Origin of the sequence: Brevibacterium sp. (assembly GCF_052105255.1) — a bacterium.
Lineage (GTDB): Bacteria > Actinomycetota > Actinomycetes > Actinomycetales > Brevibacteriaceae > Brevibacterium > Brevibacterium linens_B.
The window spans coordinates 1-21863 of record NZ_JBQDYQ010000018.1 but is presented as its reverse complement, the minus strand read 5'-3'; the positions used below and the strand labels follow the sequence as shown (position 1 = coordinate 21863).

Here is a 21863-nt window from a genome sequence, read left to right as displayed (position 1 = left end):
GCATCGAGACGATGATGCTGTTGGTTGAGGTCTTCGCGATCAGTTGTGTTCGTGCCGCATTGATTTGCTCCGGCTCTCCCGCTCGCAGCGGACTGCAGTGCGTACTGCCCCAGGTCTACGGTGGCGAAGCCTCGACGACCATGGAATTTCGCCCACAGCCAAACGCATTCGGCTCATGGCGAAACCTGCAATAGATCCGCGGTCGTGGTGGTTAGGCTCAGAAGAATCAGAAGACCGAGGAGGATGAATATGTTCGAGCGGTTCACCGACCGAGCACGACGCGTCGTTGTGCTCGCGCAGGAAGAAGCGAAACTTCTCAAACACAACTACATCGGCACCGAGCACATTCTGCTCGGCCTCATCCATGAGGGTGAAGGTCTGGCAGCGAAGGCTCTCGAGGGCATGGACATCTCCCTCGAACAGGTGCGTGACCAGGTCCAGGAGATCATCGGTCAGGGTCAGCAGGCGCCCAGCGGCCACATTCCCTTCACCCCGCGGGCGAAGAAGGTCCTCGAGCTCAGCCTCCGTGAAGCCCTGCAGCTGGGTCACAGCTACATCGGCACCGAGCACATTCTGCTCGGCCTCATCCGTGAGGGCGAAGGCGTTGCCGCGCAGGTGCTTGTCAAGCTCGGCGCGGATCTCGGACGCGTCCGTCAGGAAGTCATCAAGCTGCTGTCGGGATACCAGGGCAAGGAACCCGTGTCCGCCGGCGGTCGCGAAGAGGGAACCCCCTCGGGGTCGCTCGTGCTCGACCAATTCGGCACCAACCTCACCGCCGCGGCCCGCGAAGCCAAGCTCGACCCGGTCATCGGCCGGCACGAGCAGATGCAGCGCGTGATGCAGATCCTCTCGCGCCGCACGAAGAACAACCCCGTCCTCATCGGCGAACCCGGTGTCGGCAAGACTGCTGTCGTCGAAGGACTCGCACAGGCCATCGTCAACGGCGATGTTCCCGAGATCCTCGCCGACAAACAGCTCTACACCCTCGACCTCGGTTCGCTGGTCGCCGGTTCCCGCTACCGCGGTGACTTCGAAGAGCGTTTGAAGAAGGTGCTCAAGGAGATTCGCACCCGCGGCGACATCATCCTCTTCATCGACGAGATCCATACCCTCGTCGGTGCCGGAGCCGCCGAAGGTGCCATCGACGCTGCGTCGATCCTCAAGCCCATGCTGGCTCGGGGAGAGCTGCAGACCATCGGTGCGACCACTCTGGACGAGTACCGCAAGCACATCGAGAAGGATGCCGCCCTCGAGCGTCGGTTCCAGCCGATCCAGGTTCCCGAACCGTCGCTGGCGCATTCGATCGAGATCCTCAAGGGTCTGCGGGACAAGTACGAAGCACACCACAAGGTCACCGTCACCGACGGGGCCCTGGCAGCCGCGGTGAACATGTCCGATCGCTACCTCAACGACCGGTACCTGCCGGACAAGGCGATCGACCTCATCGACGAAGCCGGTGCCAAGCTGCGCATCTCGCGTCTGTCGGTTCCCCAGGAGGTCCGTGACCTGGAGGAGAAGATCCTCGAGGCCCGCCACCGCAAGGAAGCCGCCATCGATGCTCAGGACTTCGAACTGGCAGCCTCGGAGCGTGACTCCGAGATGAAGCTGCAGAAGGAGAAGGAAGAGCAGACCGAGGCGTGGCGCAAGTCCGGCACCGACACCTCGAAGGTCGTCGATTCCGATCTCATCGCCGAAGTGCTCGCCTCTGCCACGGGCATCCCGATCTTCAAGCTCACCGAGGAGGAATCCTCGCGTCTGCTCCGGATGGAAGACGAGCTGCACAAGCGCGTCATCGGTCAGGACGACGCGGTCAAGGCGATCTCGCGGGCGATCCGTCGTACCCGTGCCGGACTGAAGGATCCGAAGCGTCCCTCCGGTTCGTTCATCTTCGCCGGCCCCACCGGCGTCGGCAAGACCGAGCTGGCCAAAGCGCTGTCCGAGTTCCTCTTCGGCGATGAGGACTCGCTCATCAGCCTCGACATGTCCGAGTACTCGGAGAAGCACACGGTCTCGCGACTGTTCGGTTCGCCTCCGGGCTACGTCGGCTACGAAGAGGGCGGTCAGCTCACGGAGAAGGTTCGCCGCAAGCCGTTCTCGGTCGTCCTCTTCGATGAGGTGGAGAAGGCCCACTCGGACATCTTCAACTCGCTGCTGCAGATCCTCGAGGACGGTCGCCTGACCGACTCGCAGGGCCGTGAGGTGGACTTCAAGAACACCATCATCATCATGACGACCAACCTCGGTACGCGTGATATCTCGAGTGGACTCCAGCTCGGATTCCAGGTCGAGGGTGACACGAAGACCAACTACGATCGGATGAAGCAGCGGGTCAACGAAGAGCTCAAGCAGCACTTCCGTCCCGAGTTCCTCAACCGTGTCGATGACACGATCGTGTTCCCGCAGCTGAGCATGGACGAGATCATCAAGATCGTCGATCTCTTCCTCGAGCGTCTCGACGTCCGCCTGGCCGATCAGGGCATGAAGGTCGAAGTCACCGCCAAGGCGAAGGATCTGCTCGCCGAACGCGGGTACGATCCCGTCCTAGGTGCCCGACCGCTGCGTCGGACCATCCAGCTCGAGATCGAGGACACCCTGTCGGAGAAGATCCTGTTCAAGGAGCTCGGACGCGGTCAGACCGTGAAGGTCGACGTCAAGGGTGAAGGAAAGGACGCTGAGTTCACCTTCGAAGGCATCGAGACCGAAAGCCTGAAGCCCGCTGAGGATGTCGACAGCGAACTTGCAGAATTGAGTTCGTCCGGTTCGAGCGGATCCTCGGAGACCTCGGCCTGATCGTTCATCACCTTCTCGGATAACGCGTAAGAGTCCGGGGAGTCGGCAGCCAGTCGGCTCCCCGGGCTCTTTCGTATCTGGGCCCGGAGATGGTGTTGAATGTGGGTATGAGCTCACATGCAGGCGACTTCGATCACGGGCGGATCTCCGAGGACCACCATTCCAAGCACGAACTGCCCGGAGGCCTGTATCTGCGACGGGCGAGGACCGGCGACGTCAAAGGGATCGAGGCACTGGTCGCTCCGCTGGCCGGGGAGCGGATTCTGCTCGCCAAGGACACGGTGACGTACTTCGAGTCGCTGCAGGAGTTCTGGTTGGTCGTCGACCCGCAGCCCGACGGGTCGGAGATCCTCGCCGGTTGCGGTGCCCTGCACATCATCTGGGCTGACCTCGCCGAGGCCCGCACGGTCGCCACGTCCCCGGACTATCGGGGCAGGGGGGTGGGCAAGGCGATCATCAGACAGCTGCTCACCGATGCCCGTGAGATCGGTGTCGACCGGGTGTTCTGCCTGACCTTCGAGACCGGGTTCTTCGGATCGCTCGGCTTCGAGCCGATCAAAGGCATCCCTGTCTCACCCGAGGTCTACGTCGAGCTGCTTCACTCGACCGATGAGGGTGTGGCAGAGTTCCTCGATCTGGCACGGGTGAAACCGAACACCCTGGGCAACTCACGGATGATCAAATACCTCTGAGACGGACTCAGATCACACCTCTCACCGGCCGGGTTGGGGGCGATGGCGGCCGCCCCCACCTCTGCTGTTCCTATTGCCGCGCGCCGGCTCGGGCTTCAGCGGTTCGGCAGTGCCAATCGGCCGTCGATCTGCTGTGCCAGTCCGTCGGTGACGAGATCAGAGATGAGTCGAGAGAGCCTGTCCCGGTCGGCGCTGAGTTCGCGCACTCGGGCCACTGTTGCGGCCGTGGACTCGGCCAATGAGTCGAGAAGCGCTGGATCGAAGTCAGTCATCGGAGTTGTGAAGACGTCGAGGCTGACGCCGTCCCGGTCGTCCCGGTCAGCATGGGCGGTTTTGAGGACGTCCATGATCGCTCCGCGCAGCTGTCGATCCGTGCCCGCCCACTTCTGTGTCTTCGGCTTCGTCGCCGAGGCGGGTCGGCCCAACTGGTTCCATGTGCAGATGTCCTGGAGTGGGCAGGCGGGGCAGTCGGGATTGCGAGCCGTACAGACGAGGGCCCCGAACTCCATGACACCGGCGTTCCACTCAACATGCTCATCCTCGGGCACGAGGCCGGCCGCCCACGCAGTCTCCTTCCGGGTGGGGGAACTGGTGGGACGTTCTCTTCCTGCGAAGAGACGGATGAGAACCCGACGGACATTCGTGTCCAGCACGGTTGTCTTTCGGCCGAAGGCGAAGGACGAGACCGCAGCGGCGGTATAGGAACCGATGCCCGGCAATCGTTCGAGTTCTTCGGTCGTTTCGGGAACCCGGTTGTTCAGGTTCGCAGCGATGACTCCGGCGGCTTCCTGCAGCCGCAGGGCCCTGCGCGGATAACCCAAACGATCCCAGGCGTGGAGGACCTCGGAGGTCGGCGCGGCAGCGAGATCGGCCGGGGTCGGCCACATCTCCATCCAGGCACGCCACCGTGGTTCCACCCGGGCGACAGGCGTCTGCTGAGACATGATCTCGCTGACGAGGATCGCCCAGGCGCTCGTCTTCGGAGCCCTCCACGGCAGGTCGCGGGCGGCTTCTTCGAACCAGGCGATGATCGTGTCCTGGACACGTCTGAGCACAGGCTCTGTCACCTCGGGAAAGGCGGCAGAAGGCCCGGAGGAGTCGGATTCGGAACCGGCTCGGTGTGTCATTTGGATGCTCATTCGCAATTGCCTAGGCTCAAACCGATGACTCCTTCCAACCGTGGTTCGCAGCCGAGCAGAGCTGCCGGGCAGCCCCGCCAGTCTAGCGGGAAGCTGCCTGCTCACGTGTACCGCAGACGCCGCATCACGCTCGCTGTGGCCAGCCTCCTCGTCCTGGGTCTCCTGGTGCTCGGAATCGTCGGCATCGTCACGGCCATCGGCGGCCGCAGTGATGGCTCGGATAAGGTGGCTGCCGAGGAGACGACTCCGGCCGAATCGACGACAGCGGCCCCGGTGCCTGATAAGAAAGCGGCGAGCGGAAAGTGCCCGGAGGACGAGGTCTCGCTGAAGGCGAAGGTGGATCCGAATTCCGTGAAGGACGGAAAAGAACCCGAATTCGGCATGGTCATCGAGAACGGACACTCGGCCACCTGCCTCATCGAGGTCGGCACCGACAAACAGGAGTTCATCGTCGAAAAAGACGGTGACGTCGTGTGGTCGTCGACGTACTGCGCGGCCGCGAAAGACGAGAATGCAGAGGCGTCCACTGAGTTCGCACCGCAGTCGGAGAAGACCGCAAAGCTCAAGTGGAACCGGATCAAGGTCGACAAGAACTGCAACCGCGAAGACGATGACTTCGCACCCGGTGACTATGAGCTCATCGTGAAACTCGATGACAAGAAGAGCGAACCGACTGAGTTCACGCTCGAGAAGAGCGCCGCCGAAAAGGCGAAGGAGAAGAAGGCCGCGGAGGAGAAGAGGGCCGCGGAGGAGAAGAAGAAAGCCGACGAAGAGAAGAAGTCGGAGCAGGACTCCGGCGAGAGGCAGTCAGAGGAACCGCAGGACTGAGCCCTCAGGCACCGCGGTAGGAGCCGACTCCCCACGAGTTGCCATCGTGGTCGCGGAAGTCGAACTCGCGGCCGCCATGGTCTTGAGTCGCCACCGGTCGCACGATCGCGTGCCCCAGGTCGACGATCTCCTGATAGAGCCGGTCGACTTCGCGTTCGGTGTCGACGACGACGTAGATCGAGCTGCCGCCCACCGCGTCGAGCGCCGATCCGTCGTGGCGGACCGAGCCGAACATGATCCCGCCAGTGTCGCCGAGTGCGAATTCGGCATGATCGACGAGCGCCGGGTCCTGCTCATTGCGTACGAGCAGTCTTTCGGTGAATCCGAGCGTGACCAGCAGCTCGATCGTCGCTGCAGCATCGGTGGTGCGGAATGCTGGAAATACTGTCGCGGTCATGACACCAGGATGCGCCAAAACCGTGCGAAAGTCCCGAACTTTCTCACTTCTGCTCCCGCAGGGCGCCATTCGTCAGCATGAGTTCGACCGCCCCGGCGATGTGTTCGCACTCCTCGACTTTCATCTTCTCCGGCGTCGCCACATTGGTCATCGCGCCCTTGGCCACGACGGCATGGGTGATGCCCAGACGTTTGGCTTCGTTGAGGCGTTGTCCGAGATTGGGGACGTTGCGGATCTCGCCGGACAGACTGACCTCGCCGATCGCGACGAGGTGGCGAGCCAGCGGCTTGCCGAGCAGCGCCGAGGCCAGGGACATGCAGATCGCCAGATCGCTGGCCGGTTCCGACAGCTTCGCTCCGCCGACCGTAGCAGTGAAGACATCGCTCTTGGCGAGGTTCGCCTGTGAGACGTTCTGGCTGAGCACGGCCAGCATCATCGCCACCCGGGAGGAGTCGACTCCGGAGACGGACCGTCGGGACTGGCCGCCGGCGGATTCGGTGATGAGCGATTGGACTTCGACGAGGAGCGGACGCTTGCCCTCCTGCGTCACGGTCAGGCAGGTGCCGGGCGGGTTCGCCCCGCTGCGCGAGAGGAACAGGCCCGAGGGGTCCTCGAGGCTCTTGATCCCGTTCTCCTCCATATCGAAGCAGCCCACATCGTCAGTGGGGCCGAAGCGATTCTTCACCGCTCGCAGCATGCGCAGTCGCGAATGCCTCTCACCTTCGAAGGTGCACACGACATCGACGAGGTGCTCGAGAAGACGTGGACCGGCGATCGTGCCGTCCTTCGTGATGTGGCCGACGAGCACAGTCGGCAGAGACCGGGCCTTGGCTTCTCGGATGAGGGCGGAGGCGACTTCGCGGACCTGGGTGACTCCGCCGGGGATGCCTTCGACCTCGGAAGAGGCCAAAGTTTGGATCGAGTCGACGACGAGCAGCTCCGGTTGTTCGGCCTCGATCATTCCCAGCACCGAACCCAGATCGGTCTCGGCGGCGAGGAGCAGCGAATCGGCCAGGGCGTTGATCCGTTCGGCGCGCAGCCGCACCTGACCGGCGGATTCCTCACCGGTGACGTAGAGGACCTTGACCCCGAACATCGCGATCTTCGCAGCGACGTCGAGCAGCAGCGTGGACTTGCCGACACCGGGTTCTCCGGAGAGCAGGACGACCGCGCCGGGGACGATGCCCCCGCCGAGCACCCGATCGAACTCCGGGACGAATGTCGACCGTGCCTGCGCGAGCGTCGAGTCGATCTCGCTGATGGGCTTCGCCGCGCTGGATTTCTTGACCTTCGTCTTCACCTTCGACGAGTTCGCACTCTTCTCTTCAAGAGTGCCCCAGGCCTGGCATTCGGGACAGCGTCCCAACCACTTGACCGTCGAATAGCCGCATTCCGAGCACGTGAAAGACATATCGCAATTCTGGCACGGACCGCTGACATGGCAGTTCTGAGGAGCGGCGAGACATGCGAAAGGGCGTCCGACGATGAGTTCGTCGGACGCCCCTGCCGGCAGAGTGCGGCAGCTCGGTCAGTCGAGCGTGGTGAGGACTCGGGGACCATCCTCGGTGATGGCGATCGTGTTCTCCGAATGGGCACCATTCGAACCGTCGGCCAGACGCAGGGTCCAGCCGTCCTTGTCGACGGACAGCTTCTTCGACGTGAACGACCACCACGGTTCGATGGCCAGGGTCAGTCCTGGTTTGAGGACCAGCCCGCGACCGCCTTTGCCGCGGTTGGGCACATGCGGATCTTCATGCATCGTGTGGCCGAGGCCGTGCCCGCCGAAGTCGAGGTTGACGGGGATGCGGTGGGCATCGGCGACGTCACCGATGGCCTTAGAGATATCGCCGAGGCGGTTGCCGGCTTGGGCGGCGCCGATGCCGGCTTCGAGGCCGGCCCAGGTGGTGTCGATGAGGCGCTGGTCCTCATCGCTGCCGTCGCCGACGACGACGGAACGGGCGGCGTCGGCGACCCAGCCGTCGATGGACACGGCGAAGTCGAGGGTGAGCAGATCGCCGTCCTTCATCACGTAGTTGTGCGGTTTGCCGTGGAGGACGCCGTCATTGACGGACAGGCAGATGACATTGCGGAAGGGGCCTGAGCCGAAGGACGGGGCGTAGTCCCAGTAGCAGGACTTCGCTCCGGCGTCCTCAATGAGCTTCCGCGCGGTCTTCTCCAGGTGCATGATGTCCATGCCCGGTTCTGCGATCGAGGTCAGCTCGTCCAAGGTCTTCGCGACGAAACGGCCGGTCACCGCCATTTTGTCGATCTCGGCGGGCGTCTTCAGCTCAATCACAGGGGTCTCCTTCAATGGGGTGCGGGGTTTCAACGGCGTTCACCGGTCCAGACTCGATTTTAGTCCCCGGCGATGCCGAAGACGCGGCCGCACCCGGATCTGTGGGCAAGCAGACAGCTCAGTGATTGGCAGAGAGCCCTCGCAGTTGCTCGAATTTCCCTCAAGAAATCTTGTGCTGTTGTTCGCCGGTGCGTAGGGTGCGGAGCATGAGGAACATCATCACAGCGTTCGGCATAGGCATGGGGCTTGCCGTCTCGGCGCTGGCGGGTGAAGAGGACCTCCGCTCGGGTGGCCCCTGGATTCTCACGCTCGTCGTCTTTCCCGCCTGCGCGCTGCTCAGTCTCGTTTTCATTCTTCGGGACTACCGGCGACGGACTTCAGCGGAGGAGCGGCGTTCGGACTTTGCGGGAAACGAGAGTTCGGACTCCACAGCTCGTGCAACTGAGCACGATTCTGCCTCCTCGACTGCTGAGACAGGCGAGAGGGTGAGCAACTGGAGTCCTGCACGAGAGTAGTTCGGTGCCCGCTCGTCAGAGGAACTCCACCCCCTGTGCCAGCGGAAGCTCGCCGGAGTAGTTGATCGTGTTCGTGGCCGGACGCATATAGGCTTTCCACGAATCCGAACCCGATTCGCGGCCGCCGCCGGTCTCCTTCTCACCGCCGAAGGCACCGCCGATCTCCGCACCGGAGGTGCCGATGTTGACGTTGGCGATTCCGCAGTCGGAGCGGGACAGGAACTTCTCGGACTCGGCGAGTTCGGCAGTGAAGATCGCCGAGGACAGACCCTGCGGCACCCCGTTGTGGATCTCGAGCGCTTCATCGAGATCCGAATACGTGACGACGTAGAGGATCGGGGCGAAGGTCTCCTCCTTGACCACGGCGGTCTGACTGGGCATCCGCACCACTGCCGGTTCGACGTAGTGAGCATCCGGGTGTTCATCGGCGAGCACCCGGCCGCCTCCGCACAGGATCTCGCCGCCCTCTGCCTCTGCCTGCTTGAGGGCCGCCTGCATCGCCTCGTACGAACCCGAATTGATGAGCGGTCCCACGAGCACTCCGTCATCGGTCGGCGATCCGATGCTCAGCGTCTTGTATGCGGCGACGACCTTGTCGACGAACTCGTCGGCGATGGATTCGTGCACGATGAGCCGCCGCAGCGTCGTGCACCTCTGACCGGCCGTTCCGGCGGCAGCGAAGACCACTCCGCGCAGCGCCAGGTCGACATCGGCGCTCGGGGCGACGATGGCGGCGTTGTTGCCGCCGAGCTCGAGCAGGATCTTGCCGAAGCGCTCGGCCACGACGGGGCCGACCTCGCGACCCATCCGCACCGATCCCGTCGCCGAGACCAGGGCCACGCGTTCATCCCGGACCATGACATCACCGATGTCCCGGCCGCCGATGAGGACGGGCGCGAGGTTCTCCGGTGCCCCCACCTCGGCGGCGGCCCTGACCAGCAGGGACTGTGCCCCCAGCGCTGCGAGCACGGCGTTCTCCGAGGGCTTCCACACAACCGCGTCACCGGCCACCAAGGCCAGAGCGGTGTTCCACGAATACACGGCCACGGGGAAGTTGAATGCGGAGATGACACCGACGACGCCGAGGGGATGCCAGGTCTCCATGAGCCGGTGACCCGGCCGTTCGCTGGGCATGGTCTTGCCCCACAGTTGCCGGGACTGACCGAGCGCGAATTCGCAGATGTCGATCATCTCCTGCACCTCACCGGCCGCCTCGGAGGGGGTCTTGCCGGCTTCGACGGTGATGATCTTCGACAGATCCTCCTTGTGCTCGCCGAGCAGCTGTCCCCACCGCTGCACCAGCTGACCGCGGACGGGGGCGGGCACGTCCCGCCAGGTCTCGAACGCGGTCTGGGCTGCGGCGATCTTCTCCGCCGCTGTCTGCGCGGTGTCCGCGGCGATCGTGCCGAGGCCCTGTCCCGTGATGGGGGAGCGGGCCGGAAGGTTCGCCGAGGCGGCCGATCCCTCAAGCACGGATCCATCGACTCCGCAGGCGCTCAGTCCTGAGGTGAGGAGGTCGGTGATGGTCTGATCGGTGGGCAGTGCAGTCATTGCTGTCCTTTCGTCATCTGCTGTGTCGATCGGCGGCTTGGCCGGTCGGCAGTGTTCCGTCGTTATGGGCAGGTCGGGTGTGAGGGGCGGGTGTGCGAGGACTCAGATCACGTTGAGCTCCTTACGCAGTCCGGTGGTGGTGAAGCGTCGTTTGTCCATGGGAGCCACGTCGACGAAGAGGGTGCGGCCGGTCATGAGGTCGGCGACGACCTCTCCGACGGCCGGGCCCATGAGGAAGCCGTGGCCGGAGAACCCGCAGGCGTAGAAGAATCCCGGCCTCTCCTCGGCCTCGCCGATGAGGGCATTGTGGTCGGGCGTCATCTCATACAGTCCCGCCCACCCGTGTTTGGCCTCGACATCGCCGAGTTCCGGGGTGCGGGCTTCGATGTGCTCGGCCAGGGTGGCCAGCCAGTTCGGGTCGCGTTTGTCGTTGAAGGACCAGTCATCGACCTCATCGGGGCAGCCGAACAGCAGCCCGGACCCTTCCGGGTGGACGTAGTAACTGGTGGAGAAGTCGATCGTGAAGGGCATCCGCGAGGTGTCGAAATCGACGGGTTCGGAGACCATGATCTCCCGCCGCAGCGGCTTCACGGGCAGGTCGACCCCGGCCATGTCGCCGATGGGGCCGGACCAGGCTCCCGCCGCGACGACGACCTGTTCGCAGCTGATCGCGCCCTGATTCGTGATCACCGAGGTGGCTCTGCGATCCGTCCCGCCGTCGGTGTCGAATCCGGTGACCTCGCAGTTCTTGACCACCGTGACCCCGCGCTCGCGGGCGGCGGTGACGAAGCCTGCGACGACGGCCTCGGGGGTGCAGTGGCCGTCGCCGGGGTTGAACGCCCCGGCGATCAGCCCGTCGGTGTTGACGAATGGGGCCAGTTCGGCCACCTCGGCGACGGTGAGCATCCGCGAATCCAGGCCCATCCGCTGCTGCAGGGCCACATTGTCGGTGAACGCGCGCACGTCGTCATCGTTGTCGAGGAGGAACAGATAGCCGTTGCTGACCAGATCGATGTCGACGCCGAAATCGGTCTCGAAGTTCCGCAGCACGTCGAGCCCGCGGGCGGCCAAGGCGATGTTGACCTCGTCGGAGAATTGGCAGCGCACACCTCCGGCGGCCTTCGACGTCGATCCGGCTCCGGGGGTGTCGCGCTCGACGATGACGATGTCGCGGACTCCGCGTTCGGCCAGGTGGTAGGCGATGGCCGCTCCCATGACGCCGGCGCCGATGATGACGACGGAGGCTTCGGTGGGCAGGGCTCTGGACGTGTCGGGGACCCCGTCGGTGTCAGGGGTGGTGGTTGATGCGGTGGGGGATTCCACGGTTCACCTCGCTGTCGGCTGCCGGGGCGACCGTCGTTGGTCGCCCCGGAAACGGAGAGTGCCGACGGCGATGTCGGCGTTTGCGTCTTGACTTCATTGTGGTTGCCATCACACTTAAGGACAAGAGAGAGTTTGTGAACATAGTGTTCAAGAAACCTAAAGACAGGGGAGTGCCGCCATGACCTGGACGCTCGGACAGCTGCGGACGTTCGTCGCAGTGGCCGAACTCGGGTCGATGACGCGGGCGGCCGACCACCTCGGCTACAGCGTCGGGGCCGTGTCCCAGCACATCTCAGCGCTGCGCCGGGCCGTCGATTCCGACCTGTTCCGACGTCGCGGCCGCGGGCTCGTCCTCGCCGAAGCCGGGCGCACCCTGCTGCCCAGGGCACGGAACATCCTCGCCGCTCAGCAGCAGGCGGAGATGGCGATGCTCGGCCGGGACTTCCGCAGCGAGGCCATCGTCACCCTCGGCGTCTTCGGATCGGCATCGACGACGGCGCTGCCGAAGGTGGTGCGGGCGCTGGCCGAGCGCCATCCGCATATCGAAGTCCGGGCGCGGGAGATCAATGTCGAGACCATGTCGGCCGCCGTCATCGACGGGGTCATCGACCTGGGCATCGGGATCAACTACCCAGCTGCGCCGCTGCCGCCGATGCGCGGGCTGCGCTGGGACGCCGTGGCCGAGGAGGACTTCGGCATCGTCGTCCCCGCGGGGACGTCCCGGCCGAGCGACGACGATCTGGCCGAGGCCGACTGGATCCTCCCACCGGCCGAGGAGCTCTTCGGCCGCGCGATGCGGTTGGCCACCTCGGCGCTGGGAATCAATGCGAAGGAGACCCACATCGTCACGGACACCGCGGTCGCGTTGGCGCTCGCCGGGACCGGGCTCGGCCTGACCTTGGCAACGCCGATCATGATGTCGTTGGGCGGGCCCGACGTCGACCTCCACCCCGTCGCGGGGGCGGGCGGACGCGAGATCATCGTGCTGACCTCCCCGGGCCCCAGCGATCCCGTCCGGGCGGTCGCCGAGGTGGTCACCGAAGTCTTCGCCTGAGGTTACGGCCTAGGATGAGGGCATGAGCTTCGACCATCAGTGGAACAAGGTACGCAGGGCCAACCCCGATCATTCGGCGAATTACGCGCAGCGGTGGCGTGATCTCGCGGCCGCCGGGCACGACATCGGCGGTGAGGCTAGGTTCGTCAACGCCATGGCTCCGCGGGGATCGCGCATCCTCGACGCCGGCTGCGGAACCGGACGGGCCGGGGGACAGCTCATCGACGAAGGGCACACCGTCTTCGGCGTCGACCTCGACGAATTCCTCATCTCCGTCGCCGAGGAGGACTTCCCCAGCGGGGAATGGCACACCGGCGACCTCGCCGACTTCGATTTCGCCGGTGCCGGAATCACCGAGATCGACGTGGCATTCTGCGCCGGAAACGTCCTGTCCTTCCTCGATCCCGCCTCGCGTCGGCAGACCCTCGGCAACATCAAGTCGACCCTCAAACACGGCGGTCGATTCGTGTCCGGCTTCGGTGCCGGACGCGGGTACGATTTCGACGACTTCATCGAAGACGTCAAAGCCACGGGGATGTTCGTCGACCAGAAGTTCTCCACTTGGGAGCTGCGTCCCTTCGAAGCTGACAGCGACTTCCTCGTCCTCATCGCCGAAAGGCTGTGAGCCGGTCGATTCGCAATTGCGGCCGAACTAAGCTGGGATCGACCCGTACTGCTGATCAGCTGAAGGAGAATGATCATGATCTTCATCGTCGTGAAGTATGACGTGAAACCCGAAAGTGTCGAGAAGTTCCCCGAAGCCGTTCGGACCTTCACTGAGGCGACCCGCGCCGAACCCGGCAACCTCTTCTTCGAATGGTCGAAGAGCCTGGAGAACCCGAACGAGTTCGTCCTCGTCGAGGCTTTCACCGACGAAGGCGCAGAACCGCACGTCACCAGCGATCACTTCGCTGCCGGCCTCGAAGCCATGCGCCCGCATCTGGTCTCGACCCCGAAGATCATCTCCCGCAAGATCGACGGCGAAGGCTGGGACGAGATGGGCGAACTCAAGATCGACTGATCGCCTTCCGGGCCTTCAAACGGGGCCGATTGGGCGAATAGACTTCTGCCATGGCGACCAAAGCGCAGAACATCGCATCGATCGAAAAGGCCCTCGACGAATCATGGGCCGACACCCGTGCTCGCCTCGAAGCGGCCGGGGGAGCGTCGGCGAGTCACAAAGAACTCGCCGACGCTCTCTATCCCCAGTTCGACGGCAAGGTCGACAACCACGGCTGGTGGGTCCAAGGCGCCGTCGTCGCCTATGAGCAGGAGATCGGCCGTCGCGTCCCCGGCCAGCGTGCCGACGGCACCTTCGACGTCGCCGTGTCCCGCACGATCCCCGGCGACCGTTCCGAACTCATCGCAAAGTTCGGCTCTCTGGTCGGCAATACCCTCAACGAGGTGGCCCTCGACGGCGATCCCCGCACCTCGGAGACGGCGAAGCGCTCCTTCTGGCGAGCCAACCTCGACGGCGGCATCAAGGTCGAAGCCGCAGCCGAGACGAAGAGCGACGACAAGACCCTCTTCGTCCTCACCACCTCCAAACTGCCCAGCCCCGAAGCCCTCGAGGAATGGCGGGCCTTCGGCAAGGACATCCTCAATCAGCTCTGAGTTGTGCCATATCCGCGTCGCCTCACCCGATGATCGGGTTCCAGACTCCGAGCACGTGAGCCGCACCGATCGCGATCCCGCCGACAGCCAGACTGAGAAGCACCGCCACGACATCTCGGGTTGCGAAACTCGACCGCCTGCGCCACGTGCGGCCCGGACGACCGAATGCCCGGCCCTCCATCGCCATCGCCAGGGTCGTTGCCCGGCGAATCGAGACCACGAGCAGAACGAACACCCCGCTGAAGAGGCTGCCCGTGCGCCGCAGAAGCGTACCGCCGGCGACGCCTCTGGCCCGCCTGGCCATCGCCAGCACCTGCCACTCACTGACCAACAATCCAAGCAGACGCGACGCCGCCAGAACAGAGACCACGACGACCTCGGGCAGCCGCAGATGCTGGATGAGCGAATCGGCGAGGTCCCGCGGATCGATCGTCGAGGCGAGCACGATGAGCGGGATCGCCAGGGCCAGGGCGCGCACGAAGATCGCTGCGGCAGCGGCCAACGAACCCGTGGTGAATAGGACGGGTCCGACATCGACGACCACATCCCCGGTCTTCTCCGCCAGCAGAGCCGTGCCCCAAGCGGCGAGCAGAGCACCGGCGGGCAGGAACCACAGCCGCTTGGCTGCGGCCACGAGATCGAGCCCCGTCGCCGGCAGAGCCAGCAATGCCGCCAGCAGCACCACCCCGGCAGAGACCAGATCGATGCTCAGCAGCGCCCCGACCATGAGGATGAGGGCGACTGCGATCTTCGTCAGCGGATTGCACCGCCCCAAAGCGGTCGAACGCACCACGGGGATGAGCTGCCCCGGATCCTGTACCGCGACCTCGGGGGAGTGGCGAGAATACACATCGAGGCCCTTACTCACCGCGCTCACCCGCCCTGACATGCGAATCCGACTGATTGTCGTCGGCTCGCTCTTCGTGGCTGCGGTCGCCGAGTTCGAGGAGATCGGCCCCGATGGCCTCGAGGAATGCGTGATCATGGCTGACCGCGACCACCGCGGAACCGTGTTCCAAGGCATCGAGGAACATCTCCACCAACCCCGCCCACGTCAGCGCATCCTGACCGAAGGTCGGCTCATCGACGATGAGCACCCGGGGCCGGGGAGCCAGCATCGCCGCCACCGACAGGCGACGCTTCTCCCCACCTGAGAGACTCTGCGGATGAGCCTGCGCCAAACCGGTGAGACCGAGTCCCGCAAGAAGTTCATCCACCCGAGACTGCGACTCGGCGGCAGACCACCCGGCCAGCCGGGGACCCAGCTCGAGTTCGGCCGCCACGCTCGAGGTGAGGAACTGGTGTGCCGGTTCCTGGAAGACCATGCCGATGCGCGCCGCCAACTGCTTCGACGGCCAGGCGAAAGGCTGGGGCCGTTTGGCTCCTTCCCGCAGGGCCGCCTCTGCGAGGACCTGCCCGGAGAATTCGGGCAGCAGGCCCGCCAAGGTCAGAGCCGTGGTCGATTTGCCTGCCCCGTTCGCACCGACGATTCCGAGAGCCTGACCGGCGCTCAGGCTCAGGTCCAGGCCGGTCGCGGCGGGGGTGGCCATGCGCGGTCGAGCAACGCTGAGCCGATCAGTGCGCAGCAGTACCTCGCCGAGGCGGCCCGACGTCCCACCGATTCCTGCGGCCCCGCCTCGGCACGGGGTGGGGGAGTCCTGCGGCATCCAGATGCCGCAGCCGATGAGCATTTCGGTCAGGTCCGAATCGGTGAAGATCCGCTCGGGCGGACCTTGGGCAGCGATGCCTTTGCGGCCGAGCACGATGACCCGGTCGACGTGATCGATCCACAGCTCCACCCGGTGTTCGACGACGAGCATGGTCGCCTGTGTCTCGGCCTGCACGGTGAGCACGGCATCGCGGACCTCGGTCGCCGAGGCGGGATCGATATTGGCCGTCGGCTCGTCGAGGACGATGACCTCCGGGGCCATCGCATGGATCCCGGCCAGAGCCAGCCGCTGCTTCTGCCCACCGGACAGGGCAGCACTCGGATGCTCCGGGGCCAGATCGAGTCCCATCGCATGCAGGGACTCGGGGACCTGAGCCTCGATGGCCTCGGCCGGAAGTCCGAGGTTCTCCATCCCGAACGCCACATCATCACCGATGCGGGAGAAGATCACCTGCGAATCGGGATCTTGGAGGACCAGCCCGGTGCAGCCTCGGCGAGGATCCGGTTTCTCACCGCCGACGAGGAGTTCACCGGTGGCTTCACCCGATTCCTCGGGCAGGACACCGGCAACGGCGTGGAGGAACGTCGATTTGCCGGCCCCGGAGGCGCCGAGCAGCAGCACCTTCTCTCCGGCCGCGATCTGCAGGTCGAGCGGACCGACTGCCGGCCCCTCACGGTCTGTATGCGTCCATGAGAAGTCGGAGGCCGTGATCGGCAGGGCCATCAGCGACGGCCGGAGGCGAAGGAGCTCAGAGCCCCGGTGGCCGCGATCGCCCGGTAGGCATACCACGCGCCGATGCCGGAGATGACGAGGCCGGAGATGATCGCGCAGACCGCGTAGATCGCCTGGAAGCCGAACTGCCATTCGGCGTTGTACATGATGTTCTCGCTCACGGCCATGAACGCCGCGGCCAGCACTCCCGAAGCGGCGGTGACCCACAGGGTGAAGCGTTTGTAGCCGAAGGCGGCGAAGACGAGTTCGGCACCGAGGCCCTGCAGCAGACCCGAGAGCAGAACGGTCGCCCCGAAGTGGGAGCCGAGCACGGCTTCGACGGTCGCGGCGATGAGTTCGCACAGGAGTGCGGCACCGGGTTTGCGGATGATGGCACCGGCCAGCGGACCGGCCAGCACCCAGAGTCCGGCGATGAGGCCGATCGACGGCGGGAATGCCTGGAAGGCGAGTTCGAGAACCTTCCAGCTCAGCGCGAGCACCCAGAAGACGAGTCCCACGGCGATGCCGAGCACGGCGGTGGTGACATAGTCGACGACCCGCCACTGCTTGGATTTCGGTGCCGCGGTGAAGGCTTGCGCACGGGTGGGGGTGGTGGTCGGCGTAGTGGTGTTCGGCATTGTGCCTCCTCATATCAAGGAGGGGTGAAGAGTCTCGACTTCCTTCGGCGGTACTGACCGCATCAGGTTCGAGGGTCTGCAGCTTCTTCTGCACTCTCAGCGCCCCTGACGGCGCTCCCCTGTCGTAGCCACCACTGTACAACAGGTGAGAGAAGCAGCAACCGGGAGCGGAGGCGACGCGGGGGCCGGGAGTCGTCATCGGCGATTCACCTCCCGTTCCCGGTCTCGTCGACGAGCCTTAGAACGACCAGACACTGCTGATCGGTAGGACTGGGCGGGTGAATACGCATCGGCTCAAGCGACCACTCAGTGCCCTGTCCGCCGCCACCCTGCTCGCCGCACTCGTGGCGGCCCCGGTGCCCGTGCGCGCCGAACCGTCTCTCGGCTCGGGCGGCCCGAGCTCGACCGCGAGCCAGGACCCGCCGGACCCGCCCGCCGAGGGGGATGCGGGGAGCGAATCGATCACCGATCCCGTATTGCAGATCGGAGCCGACCCGACGACGCGCGACCTCTCTTGGATGAGTGAGAACTCCGGCGGGGGAGAGGTCCGGTGGGCGCCGGTCAGTGAACTCGAGGGACGCGAACTTCCCGCCGACGCGGCAGCGGCTGAGACCACAGACTCCGGCCTTGCCACCGACCTCAAACGTCACTACAACCATGCGAGCATGACCGGCCTGGAACCCGGCACCGACTACGCCTACCAGGTCGGCAGCGACGAGGACGGGTTCACCGAGGTGCAGCAGTTCACCATGGCATCTGCCGGAGGAGGTGACGAATTCCTCGTCTTCGGCGACCCCCAGGTCGGCGCCGGAGGCGGAGATCCCGACGATGCCACCGGTTGGGACCGGACCCTGTCGTCGGCCGTGGCCACTGCCGACGACCCGAGCTTCTTCTACTCGCTGGGAGACCAGGTCAACTCCGCCGGCAACCAAGAGCAGTATGCGCAGTACTTGGCCCCGGAAGCGACCCGGACGATCCCGCAGGCGACGACGATCGGCAACCACGACGTGTCGTCGAAAGCCTACGAACAGCACTTCAACCGACCCAATGTCAGCCACGACCACGGCGGCGGCGGAATCATCACCTCCGGCGGTGACTACTGGTTCATCGAAGACGGAGTCCTGTTTCTCAACATCAACTCGAACAGTTCGGACATGGACGCCCACGCCGAATTCATCGACGAGGTCGTCGCCGAACACGGTGGCCAGGTGCGGTGGACTGTGCTCGGGTTTCACCATTCGATCTATTCGACGGCAACACATTGGAACGATCTCGATGTGAAGCGGCTGCGGAAGGCGATCCCACCGGTCGCGGCCCGCAATGACATCGACCTCGTCGTCTCCGGCCACGACCACATCTTTAACCGCACCTTCCTCATGGACGGGGAGCGCAAGCCCGTCGAGGGCTCCGAAGCGGGAGCCGATGAGGAGAAGGAAGACGGGCAGACGCTCTACCTCACGCTGACCTCGTCATCGGGGTCGAAGTTCTACGACTACGTTCCCGGCCTCGACTGGGAAGGCAAGAGCGTCCACAACGACATGCCCGCCTTCACCCGGGTCCGCGTCAGCGACGAAGCGCTGCGGGCGACGACCTATGAGGTGCCCACTGGGGGAGCGTCGGCCGATGGCGAACGGGCGGAAGCGCAGGCCGCAGCCGAGCAGATCGACGATGTCGAACTCAGGCGCGCCGAGGCGGAAGAACCCGCCCCGGATGACGATGCCGAAGCGGCCGAGGCGAACGCCGTAGGAACGGGCGATGATTCGGATTCATCCGGGACCGCCTCGGCGAGCGGGGATAGAGACCTGCCCCGCACCGGCGGTGGGCCTGCACTGCCCTTGGCTGTCGGCGCGGGGGCGCTGGCACTCGGCGCGGTACTCCTCGTGGCGAGCCGTCGCCGTCGAGGTGCCGGACTTAGCTGATCGGCACAGCCTTGCTGGTCAACCCGCCGCTGTCGCTCAGCTCGGAACCACCATGACCGGACCCTCGGCGTGGTTGAGGACTCCGCGCGAGACGGATCCCAGCAGAGCGCTGCGGATCCGTCCGCGCCCACGGGTGCCCATCACCGTCAGCTGTGCGCGGGAGCTGATCCCGACGAGAGTCTCCGTGGGATCGCCGACCGGCACCGAGGTGGTCACCGCCAGATCCGGGAACTGCTCGGCCAGCGTCGCGGTTTCCTTCTCGAGTGATTCGGTCAGCTGCCTCTGCCGACGAGCGGTGGCCTCGGAGCTGAGCTCGAGGTTGGGGTACCAGTAGAGCCACTCCTCTCCGGCTGGAAGCACGGCGATGACCTCGAGAGGAGCCCCGCGCACTGCGGCTTCGGCGGCGGCAGTGACCATCGCGACCCGAGCGGGGTCCGAGCCGTCGACGCCCACGGCCACCGGTCCATGCGACTCAGCCGACGTGGCGTGGTGAGGGATGACGATCGTCGGACAGTGGGCGTGAGCCGGCACAGCGGTTGACACCGAACCGAGGGCCCGGCCCACGAATCCGCCGCGACCGCGCGCACCGACGATGATGATCTCGGCATCGGCACTCAACGTGGTGATGACCCCCGCGGCATCGCCCGGAGCAGTGAGGAAGCTCTTCTCCCCGGGGTGGTCACGGACGAGCTCGACCGCCTCGGCGAGGGTCTTCTCCGCTTGCTTCCTCGCCTTCTCGTCTTCGGGCTCGCTGGGAATCGACGCCATGTTCGGATAGATCATCGTCGGCAGCGGATAGGCGGTCACGACGGTCAGTGCGGTATTCCGACGGACGGCCTCCGCAGCTCCGAAGTGTACTGCGAGTGCCGCGAGTTCGGAGCCGTCGAAGCCGACGAGGACGCCGAACTCCCGATCGCGACCGGACTCGGACGCTTTGCGCCCGGCCGATCGTGCTTCGGCGGTGGTGGACTCGGCCATGGGGGACTGAGCAGACATCTCGAACCTCTCCATCGGGGCCTGGTCAAGCCAGACGCCGACGACGGCCCCGACCAGCGGTATCGTCCGCGTCGCTTTCAGTCTACCAAGACAGTTCTACAAGTTGCAGAAAAAACGTGGGGCGAGAAGATCCGTCTCACCTGGGCGTGCATCTGGCTCAGACGCGGAAGCCCAGATGGGCCAGTGCGATGCGCAGGATATGGTCCTGGCCGTAGCAGAGCTCGCCGACGATATCGGGACGCATGGTCTCCTCGGGGGTGAGCCAATCGAGGCTGAGGGCATCGGCCCGCGGGGTGCATTCGCCGCGGACCTCCATGATGAAGCACATGGCGATCGCGTGCTGGCGCGGATCATGGAGCAGGGCCGAGCCCTCGGTGGGGAAGTATTCGGCGATGTGGAACGGGCTGATCGCCGGTGGAATGACCGGCAGCGCCATCGGACCGAGGTCGTTCTCGGCGTGACGCACCAGCGCGGTGCGGATCGTCTCGTGGAAGCGGATCCGCCCGCCCACGACCTCCCGTCCGAGGGTGCCGTCCTCGAGGCTGCGCAGCAGCAGGCCGATGCGTTCAACGTTGCCGGTCTCGCCCACCCGCACCGGGATGGCGTTGACATAGGGGATCGGCATGCGTCTGCGCAGGCGCGCATATTCCGCGTCGTCGAACCAGTTCTCGTCGAAGTCCAGGGCAGTCCGAGTCATGACCCAATAGTCCCACAACCATCCCTCACGGCAGAAGAGCATGGAGACCCTGGTGGTGAACTGGGACACGCTTCGGGTAAAATATCTTGACGTCGAGATAAATTTCCGACCGGCAGGGACCTGTCGAGTGACGTGGCCTACAGTTGTGTCAGCACTATGTGACCATTTCCGGTCAAGGACTATGAAGGGGTATCCATGATCAATCATGAAGTCCGCACCTACAAGAGCTCAGAGAACCTGGCTCGCGAAGATCAGCTCGCATGGAAGATCGCCGAGGTCGCATCCGACCCGACGCCGGTCGATTCCGAAGTCACCGAAATGGTCATCAACCGCGTCATCGACAACGCTTCTGTGGCTGCCGCATCCGTGCGTCGCTCCGCTCCGACCCATGCTCGCGAACAGGCCCAGACCCACCCGTTCAATCCCGGTGCCACCATCTTCGGTCTGCCGGTGAGCGACCGCTTCTCACCGGAATGGGCCGCTTGGGCCAACGGTGTGGCCGTGCGCGAACTCGATTTCCACGACACCTTCCTCGCCGCAGAGTACTCGCACCCCGGTGACAACATCCCGGCCGTGCTCGCAGTCGCCCAGCACAAGGGCATCGGCGGCAAGGACCTCATCAACGGTGTGGCCACCGGCTACGAGATTCAGGTCGACCTCGTCAAGGGAATGTGCCTGCACGAGCACAAGATCGACCATGTCGCCCACCTCGGCCCCTCGGCCGCAGCCGGCATCGGCGCAATGCTCCACCTGCCCACCGAGGTCACCTTCCAGGCCGTCCAGCAGGCACTGCACGTGACGACGGCGACCCGTCAGTCGCGCAAGGGCGAGATCTCGTCCTGGAAGGCGCATGCTCCGGCGTTCGCCGGCAAGATGGCCGTCGAATCCGTCGACCGTGCCATGCGCGGCGAGGGCGCCCCGAACCCGATCTACGAAGGTGAGGACGGCTTCATCGCCTGGATCCTCTCCGGCCCCGAAGCCCGCTACACCATCCCGCTGCCGGGCAAGGGCGAAGCGAAGCGCGCGATCCTCG

The 21863-nt window shown here is 65.1% G+C and carries 21 protein-coding genes and 1 riboswitch; of the genes, 10 read left to right on the top strand and 11 right to left on the bottom strand.

Annotated features, from left to right (window positions below; all coding sequences use genetic code 11):
• Positions 1-249 precede the first annotated feature (249 nt).
• Positions 250-2790: an ATP-dependent Clp protease ATP-binding subunit gene (locus ACTIIH_RS07140; protein ID WP_441451277.1), complete on the top strand. Its 2541-nt coding sequence runs from the start codon at positions 250-252 to the stop codon at positions 2788-2790.
• Positions 2791-2897: 107 nt separating this feature from the next.
• Positions 2898-3482 (top strand): amino-acid N-acetyltransferase, encoded by a 585-nt coding sequence (locus tag ACTIIH_RS07135; protein WP_127364017.1) that lies wholly within the window; start codon positions 2898-2900, stop codon positions 3480-3482.
• Positions 3483-3577: 95 nt separating this feature from the next.
• Here the strand turns inward: ACTIIH_RS07135 and ACTIIH_RS07130 are convergent, their stop codons facing one another.
• Positions 3578-4609: an A/G-specific adenine glycosylase gene (locus tag ACTIIH_RS07130; protein WP_441451256.1), complete on the bottom strand. Its 1032-nt coding sequence runs from the start codon at positions 4607-4609 to the stop codon at positions 3578-3580.
• 117 nt (positions 4610-4726) lie between these two features.
• Here ACTIIH_RS07130 and ACTIIH_RS07125 point away from each other — a divergent pair, with 117 nt between their 5' ends.
• On the top strand, positions 4727-5449 hold the full coding sequence (locus ACTIIH_RS07125; RefSeq protein WP_441451255.1) for a hypothetical protein: 723 nt from the start codon (positions 4727-4729) through the stop codon (positions 5447-5449).
• Positions 5450-5453: 4 nt separating this feature from the next.
• Here the strand turns inward: ACTIIH_RS07125 and ACTIIH_RS07120 are convergent, their stop codons facing one another.
• From ACTIIH_RS07120 to map, 3 genes are all read right to left on the bottom strand, one after another.
• Positions 5454-5846, bottom strand: a complete 393-nt coding sequence (locus ACTIIH_RS07120; protein ID WP_441451254.1) for a VOC family protein — start codon at positions 5844-5846, stop codon at positions 5454-5456.
• Positions 5847-5889: 43 nt separating this feature from the next.
• Positions 5890-7257, bottom strand: coding sequence for a DNA repair protein RadA (gene radA, locus ACTIIH_RS07115; protein ID WP_441451253.1), 1368 nt, complete (start codon positions 7255-7257; stop codon positions 5890-5892).
• A gap of 117 nt (positions 7258-7374) precedes the next feature.
• Positions 7375-8142 (bottom strand): type I methionyl aminopeptidase, encoded by a 768-nt coding sequence (map, locus tag ACTIIH_RS07110; RefSeq protein ID WP_441090282.1) that lies wholly within the window; start codon positions 8140-8142, stop codon positions 7375-7377.
• A 206-nt stretch (positions 8143-8348) separates the two neighbouring features.
• Between map and ACTIIH_RS07105 the strand changes: the two genes are divergently transcribed.
• A complete protein-coding gene (locus ACTIIH_RS07105) occupies positions 8349-8657 on the top strand; it encodes a hypothetical protein (RefSeq protein ID WP_441451252.1) in 309 nt (102 codons plus the stop codon).
• Positions 8658-8672: 15 nt separating this feature from the next.
• Here ACTIIH_RS07105 and amaB read toward each other — a convergent pair whose 3' ends face one another.
• Both amaB and ACTIIH_RS07095 read right to left on the bottom strand, forming a co-directional pair.
• Positions 8673-10208 (bottom strand): L-piperidine-6-carboxylate dehydrogenase, encoded by a 1536-nt coding sequence (gene amaB / locus ACTIIH_RS07100; RefSeq protein ID WP_441451251.1) that lies wholly within the window; start codon positions 10206-10208, stop codon positions 8673-8675.
• 102 nt (positions 10209-10310) lie between these two features.
• Positions 10311-11531, bottom strand: coding sequence for an NAD(P)/FAD-dependent oxidoreductase (locus ACTIIH_RS07095; protein ID WP_441451250.1), 1221 nt, complete (start codon positions 11529-11531; stop codon positions 10311-10313).
• A 178-nt stretch (positions 11532-11709) separates the two neighbouring features.
• On the opposite strand from ACTIIH_RS07095, the gene ACTIIH_RS07090 reads away from it, so the two are divergent.
• The 4 genes from ACTIIH_RS07090 to ACTIIH_RS07075 all read left to right on the top strand — a co-directional run bounded on the left by ACTIIH_RS07090 (position 11710) and on the right by ACTIIH_RS07075 (position 14199).
• Complete coding sequence (locus tag ACTIIH_RS07090; protein ID WP_441451249.1) at positions 11710-12585, top strand: LysR family transcriptional regulator; 876 nt, start codon at positions 11710-11712, stop codon at positions 12583-12585.
• Between the two features lie 22 nt (positions 12586-12607).
• Entirely contained in the window at positions 12608-13210 is a 603-nt protein-coding gene (locus ACTIIH_RS07085; RefSeq protein ID WP_432791154.1) for a class I SAM-dependent methyltransferase, read from the top strand.
• A 75-nt stretch (positions 13211-13285) separates the two neighbouring features.
• Positions 13286-13606: a putative quinol monooxygenase gene (locus tag ACTIIH_RS07080; protein ID WP_167194461.1), complete on the top strand. Its 321-nt coding sequence runs from the start codon at positions 13286-13288 to the stop codon at positions 13604-13606.
• A gap of 50 nt (positions 13607-13656) precedes the next feature.
• Complete coding sequence (locus ACTIIH_RS07075) at positions 13657-14199, top strand: hypothetical protein (protein WP_441451248.1); 543 nt, start codon at positions 13657-13659, stop codon at positions 14197-14199.
• Positions 14200-14221: 22 nt separating this feature from the next.
• Here ACTIIH_RS07075 and ACTIIH_RS07070 read toward each other — a convergent pair whose 3' ends face one another.
• The 3 genes from ACTIIH_RS07070 to ACTIIH_RS07060 are packed head-to-tail and all read right to left on the bottom strand — an operon-like array spanning position 14222 to position 17218.
• Positions 14222-15067, bottom strand: a complete 846-nt coding sequence (locus ACTIIH_RS07070; protein WP_441451247.1) for an energy-coupling factor transporter transmembrane component T family protein — start codon at positions 15065-15067, stop codon at positions 14222-14224.
• Complete coding sequence (locus ACTIIH_RS07065; RefSeq protein ID WP_441451246.1) at positions 15060-16592, bottom strand: ABC transporter ATP-binding protein; 1533 nt, start codon at positions 16590-16592, stop codon at positions 15060-15062. Before ACTIIH_RS07065 ends, ACTIIH_RS07070 begins: the two co-directional genes overlap by 8 nt.
• Positions 16592-17218, bottom strand: a complete 627-nt coding sequence (locus ACTIIH_RS07060; RefSeq protein WP_441451245.1) for an ECF transporter S component — start codon at positions 17216-17218, stop codon at positions 16592-16594. Before ACTIIH_RS07060 ends, ACTIIH_RS07065 begins: the two co-directional genes overlap by 1 nt.
• A 22-nt stretch (positions 17219-17240) precedes the next feature.
• A riboswitch (TPP riboswitch) is annotated at positions 17241-17349 on the bottom strand.
• Between the two features lie 147 nt (positions 17350-17496).
• Here ACTIIH_RS07060 and ACTIIH_RS07055 point away from each other — a divergent pair.
• Positions 17497-19137, top strand: coding sequence for a fibronectin type III domain-containing protein (locus ACTIIH_RS07055; RefSeq protein ID WP_441451244.1), 1641 nt, complete (start codon positions 17497-17499; stop codon positions 19135-19137).
• Positions 19138-19173: 36 nt separating this feature from the next.
• On the opposite strand, the gene ACTIIH_RS07050 is transcribed toward ACTIIH_RS07055, so the two are convergent.
• Both ACTIIH_RS07050 and ACTIIH_RS07045 read right to left on the bottom strand, forming a co-directional pair.
• Complete coding sequence (locus tag ACTIIH_RS07050; protein ID WP_441090270.1) at positions 19174-20133, bottom strand: universal stress protein; 960 nt, start codon at positions 20131-20133, stop codon at positions 19174-19176.
• Between the two features lie 157 nt (positions 20134-20290).
• A complete protein-coding gene (locus ACTIIH_RS07045; RefSeq protein ID WP_139468629.1) occupies positions 20291-20830 on the bottom strand; it encodes a DUF4916 domain-containing protein in 540 nt (179 codons plus the stop codon).
• 195 nt (positions 20831-21025) lie between these two features.
• Between ACTIIH_RS07045 and ACTIIH_RS07040 the strand changes: the two genes are divergently transcribed.
• Positions 21026-21863 (top strand): MmgE/PrpD family protein (locus ACTIIH_RS07040; RefSeq protein WP_441451243.1); only part of this gene is annotated, 838 nt, incomplete at its 3' end.